3 protein-coding genes are annotated in these 4,383 nt (G+C 69.6%); all 3 read left to right on the top strand.

Going from position 1 to position 4,383, the window contains the following annotated elements; all coding sequences use genetic code 11:
* Positions 1-2,925, top strand: a 2,925-nt coding sequence (locus tag J7I85_RS19150) for a sarcosine oxidase subunit alpha family protein (protein ID WP_214855478.1), incomplete at its 5' end; no start/stop codon positions are given.
* Positions 2,918-3,553 (top strand): sarcosine oxidase subunit gamma, encoded by a 636-nt coding sequence (locus J7I85_RS19145; protein WP_214855476.1) that lies wholly within the window; start codon positions 2,918-2,920, stop codon positions 3,551-3,553. The genes J7I85_RS19150 and J7I85_RS19145, both read left to right, overlap by 8 nt.
* Positions 3,554-4,383: serine dehydratase beta chain (locus J7I85_RS19140; RefSeq protein ID WP_214855473.1), on the top strand; the 830-nt coding region annotated here is incomplete at its 3' end.

Genomic DNA, 4,383 nt, shown 5'->3' with positions numbered 1-4,383 from the left:
CGCCTCGCCTCCGGCGGCCGCATCGACCGCAGCATCTCCTGGCGTTTCACCGTGGACGGCGAGGAATTCACCGGACACCCGGGCGACACCCTGGCCTCCGCGCTGCTGGCCAACGGCCGCGTCGCCGCCGGCAACTCCCTGTACGAGGACCGCGCCCGCGGCATCCTGGCCGCCGGCGTGGAAGAGCCCAACGCCCTGGTCCGGATCGAGGCCCGGTTCCCCGGTGACGTTGCCGAGTCCATGCTCCCCGCCACCACCGTTTCCCTGGTGGACGGCCTGAAGGCCGGCTTCCTGAACGGCCTGGGCAAGCTGGACCCGGCGGACGACCGCGCCGAGTACGACAAGAAGTACGTCCACGCCGACGTCCTGGTGATCGGCGGCGGCCCCGCCGGCCTGGCCGCTGCCCGCGAAGCCGTCCGCAGCGGCGCCCGCGTCATCCTCATGGACGACCAGCCCGAACTCGGCGGGTCGCTGCTGTCCGGATCCACCGCCCCCGAACTGGCGGAAACCATCGAGGGCAAGCCCGCCCTCGAATGGGTTGCCGACGTCGAGGCCGAGCTCGTCTCCGGCGCCGAAAGCACCGTGCTGAACCGCACCACCGCGTTCGGTGCCTACGACGCCAACTACGTCATCGCGGTCCAGAACCGCACCGATCACCTCACCAGCCCGGCCGCCGCCGGCGTCTCCCGCCAGCGTATTTGGCACATCCGTGCCAGCCAGGTTGTTCTGGCCCCCGGCGCCCACGAGCGTCCGCTGGTGTTTGAGAACAACGACCGCCCGGGCATCATGCTCGCCTCGGCCGTCCGCAGCTACCTGAACCGCTACGCCGTGGCCGCAGGGCAGCGCGTGGTCATCAGCACCACCAACGACAGCGCCTACGCCCTGGCTTCGGACCTGCGCGCCGCCGGCGTCAAGATTGCGGCCGTCGTGGACGCCCGTTCCAGCTTCACGCCGGTGGCTGCCGCCGCCGTCGAAGCCGGCACCCGGGTGCTGATCGGCAGCGCGGTCGCCAACACCGCTGCTGACTCAGACGGCCGGCTGAACAGCGTCACCGTCCGCAGCATTAACGACGACGGCGAACTCACCTCGGGCATCGAAGAAATCGCCGCCGACCTGCTGGCAGTGTCCGGCGGCTGGAGCCCGCTGGTGCACCTCCACTCCCAGCGCCAGGGCAAGCTGCGCTGGGACGGGGAGCTCGCGGCCTTCGTGCCGGCCACCGTGGTTCCGAACCAGCAGACCATCGGCTCCGGCCGCGGCAGCTTCGAACTCGCTGACTGCCTGGCCGAGGGCGTCTCGGCCGGAGCTTCGGCGGCCATCGCAGCCGGCTTCGAGTCCGCCGTCGAGCCCTCCGCCCTGACGGAGCCGAAGGCATCCGCCCCGACCCGGCAGCTGTGGCTGGTCCCCGGCCAGACCGGAACCCCCGACGACTGGCACCACCACTTCGTCGACTTCCAGCGTGACCAGTCCGTGGCCGACGTCCTGCGCTCCACCGGCGCCGGCATGCGGTCCGTGGAGCACGTCAAGCGCTACACCTCCATCAGCACCGCCAACGACCAGGGCAAGACGTCCGGCGTGAACGCCATCGGCGTCATCGCCGCGGCACTCCGCCAGGCCGGCGAGGCCTCCCGGGGCATCGGCGACATCGGCACCACCACCTACCGTGCACCGTTCACGCCGGTGGCCTTCGCAGCACTGGCCGGACGCCAGCGCGGGGAGCTGTTCGACCCCGCCCGCGTCACCTCGATCCACCCGTGGCACGTTGCCCAGGGCGCACTGTTCGAGGACGTCGGGCAGTGGAAGCGGCCCTGGTACTACCCGCAGAACGGCGAGGACATGGACGAAGCGGTGCTCCGCGAGTGCGCCGCCGTCCGCGACTCCGTGGGCTTCATGGACGCCACCACCCTCGGCAAGATCGAGATCCGCGGCAAGGACGCCGGTGAGTTCCTGAACCGGATCTACACCAACGCGTTCAAGAAGCTGGCCCCGGGTTCCGCCCGCTACGGCGTCATGTGCCTCTCGGACGGCATGATCTTCGACGACGGCGTGACCCTGCGCCTGGACGAGGAAACCTACTTCATGACCACCACCACCGGCGGCGCCGCCAAGGTGCTGGACTGGCTGGAGGAATGGCTGCAGACCGAATGGCCGGAACTGGACGTGCACTGCACCTCGGTGACCGAACAGTGGAGCACGATCGCCGTCGTCGGACCTAAATCCCGCGACGTCATCGCCAAGGTTGCCCCGGAACTGGCCGCCAACGGCGGCCTGGACGCCGAGGCGTTCCCGTTCATGACCTTCCGCGAAACCACCCTCGCGTCCGGCGTGAAGGCCCGCATCTGCCGGATCTCGTTCTCCGGTGAACTGGCCTACGAAATCAACGTGCCGTCCTGGTACGGGCTGAACACCTGGGAATCCGTGGCCGCGGCCGGCGCCGAATTCAACATCACCCCCTACGGCACCGAAACCATGCACGTGCTGCGCGCCGAGAAGGGCTACCCGATCGTCGGGCAGGACACCGACGGCACCGTCACCCCGCAGGACGCCGGCATGGAATGGATCGTCTCCAAGGCCAAGGACTTCATCGGCAAGCGTTCCTACTCCCGCATCGACCAGCACCGCGATGACCGCAAGCACCTGGTCAGCGTCCTGCCGGTGGACGGCTCGCTGCGGTTGCCGGAAGGAACCCAGCTGATCGAGAAGGGCATCCCGGCGAACCCCGCCTACGGCCCGGTCCCGATGCAGGGCTTCGTGACCTCCAGCTACCACAGTGCCGCCTTGGGCCGGTCGTTCGGCCTGGCCCTGATCAAGAACGGCCGCAACCGGATCGGCGAGACCCTGGTGGCCGCCGCCGGCAACCAGCTCGTCGACGTAGTCGTGGCAGAAACCGTACTGTTTGACCCCGAAGGGACCCGCAAAGATGGCTAACACCGCAGCCTTCACAGGCATCAATGGACTCCGGGAAATTCGCCGCAGCCCAGCCTCACACCTGGCCGAAGCATTCGAGACCGGGTCCGTGCAGGGAACAGTCACCCTCAACGAGGGCCCGTTCCAGACCATGGCCGGCGTCCGCGTGGACCCCGGCTCCGAGGCCGGCACCCGGATCGGCTCCGTCACCGGCGGCCTGCCGGTGCGGTGCGGCGAAGTCCGCGGCACGGACCGGGTCAGCGTCCTGTGGCTCGGCCCGCAGGAGTTCCTGGTCGTGGCGCCGGAAGACGCCCACGATTCCCTGGGCGGGGACCTGATCGGTTCCCTGAAGTCCGCCCTGGGCGACGCCGCCGGGCAGGTGGTGGACCTGTCCGCCAACCGCACCACGTTTGAGCTGTCCGGCCCGCAGGCCCGGGCAGTCCTGGAAAAGGGCTGCGCCCTGGACCTGCACCCGCGCACCCTCAAGCCGGGCACCGCCCTGAACACCGAGGTGGGCAACATCCCGGTGGTCCTGTTCAAGACCGGGGAGGAGAGCTTCCGGCTGTTCCCCCGCGCCTCGTTCGCGGACTACCTGGGCCGCTGGCTCCTGGACGCAATGCGCGAGTACGCCGCGCCAGAGGTCCCCTAAATGGCCCTCAGCGTCCTGGACCTGTTTTCCGTTGGCATCGGGCCCTCGTCCTCACACACGGTCGGCCCGATGCGGGCGGCGAAGCAGTTCGCCGACGGGCTCAAGGGCGGCGGGCTGCTGAGCTCCACCACCCGGGTCCAGGCGGAGCTGTTCGGGTCACTCGGTGCCACCGGCCGGGGCCACGGCTCCGACAAGGCCGTGGTGCTGGGCCTGCAGGGCCTGGACCCGGAAACCGTGGACACCTCCACCGCCGATGACCAGGTGGCAGCCGCCGCCCTGGACGCCGAACTCCGGATCGGCGGGGACCACCGGGTGGACTTCAACTGGGACGAGGACGTGGTGCTGCACCGGCGCAAGTCCCTGCCGGCCCACCCCAACGGCATGACCTTCCGCGCCCTGGACCGCGCCGGCACGGTGCTGAGCGAACGGAGCTTCTACTCCATCGGCGGCGGCTTCGTCGTTGACGGTGATGCCGACGCCGACGCCAAGGTGGTGGCGGACGAAACCCCGCTGCCGTACCCCTTCACCACGGCCGACGAGCTCCTGGAGATCTGCAGCCGCGAAAAGATGTCGATCTCGGACGTGATGCTCGCCAATGAACTGGTGTGGCGCAGCGAGGCGGAGCTCCGCGAGGAGCTGCTGAAGCTGTGGGCCGTCATGCGCGAATGCGTGGACAACGGCTGCGCCGCGGAAGGCATCCTTCCCGGCGGACTGAACGTCAGGCGCCGGGCGCCGTCGCTCTTCCAGACCCTGACGGCGGACACCGGCGTCACCGATCCGCTCCGCGCCATGGAGTGGGTGAACCTCTACGCCCTCGCCGTCAACGAGGA

This window comes from Arthrobacter sp. ISL-65 (genome assembly GCF_018613795.1).
Taxonomy (GTDB): Bacteria; Actinomycetota; Actinomycetes; order Actinomycetales; family Micrococcaceae; genus Arthrobacter.
Note: the sequence above shows the minus strand (reverse complement) of the source record. Positions and strands in the feature narration are given on the sequence as shown.

What these genes read in the sequence shown, in the direction of transcription:
- J7I85_RS19145 (WP_214855476.1), top strand. Translation starts at nt 2,918, where the DNA reads ATGGCTAACACCGCAGCCTTCACAGGCATCAATGGACTCCGGGAAATT.